Origin of the sequence: Bacillus pretiosus (genome assembly GCF_051294775.1) — a bacterium.
Classification (GTDB): Bacteria; Bacillota; Bacilli; order Bacillales; family Bacillaceae_G; genus Bacillus_A; species Bacillus_A wiedmannii.
Genome location: NZ_JBPPHF010000219.1, coordinates 1 through 302 on the forward strand (window position 1 = coordinate 1; position 302 = coordinate 302).

At 42.7% G+C, this 302-nt stretch carries 1 pseudogene; it reads right to left on the minus strand.

Annotation, left to right across the window (positions count from 1 at the left end):
- A pseudogene (locus ACSG5Z_RS30605) lies at positions 1–302 on the minus strand (hypothetical protein); the annotation flags it as partial.

A 302-nucleotide genomic window follows, 5' to 3' on the forward strand; every position in this document is an offset into this window, starting at 1 on the left:
TCGTTGTTCGCTTGCTGATTACCATTATCTCCTTGTTGGGATCCTCTTCCGTTGTTCCCTTGCTGATTCCCATTATTTTCTTGTTGCAATTCTCTACCATTGTCCCCTTGTTGATTTCCATTATTACCTTGTTGCGATCCTCTTCCGTTGTTCCCTTGCTGATTCCCATAATTTCCTTGTTGCGATCCTCTTCCGTTGTTCCCTTGCTGATTCCCATTATTTTCTTGTTGCAATTCTCTACCATTGTCCCCTTGTTGATTTCCATTTTTTCCTTGTTGCGATCCACTTCCGTTGTTCCCTTG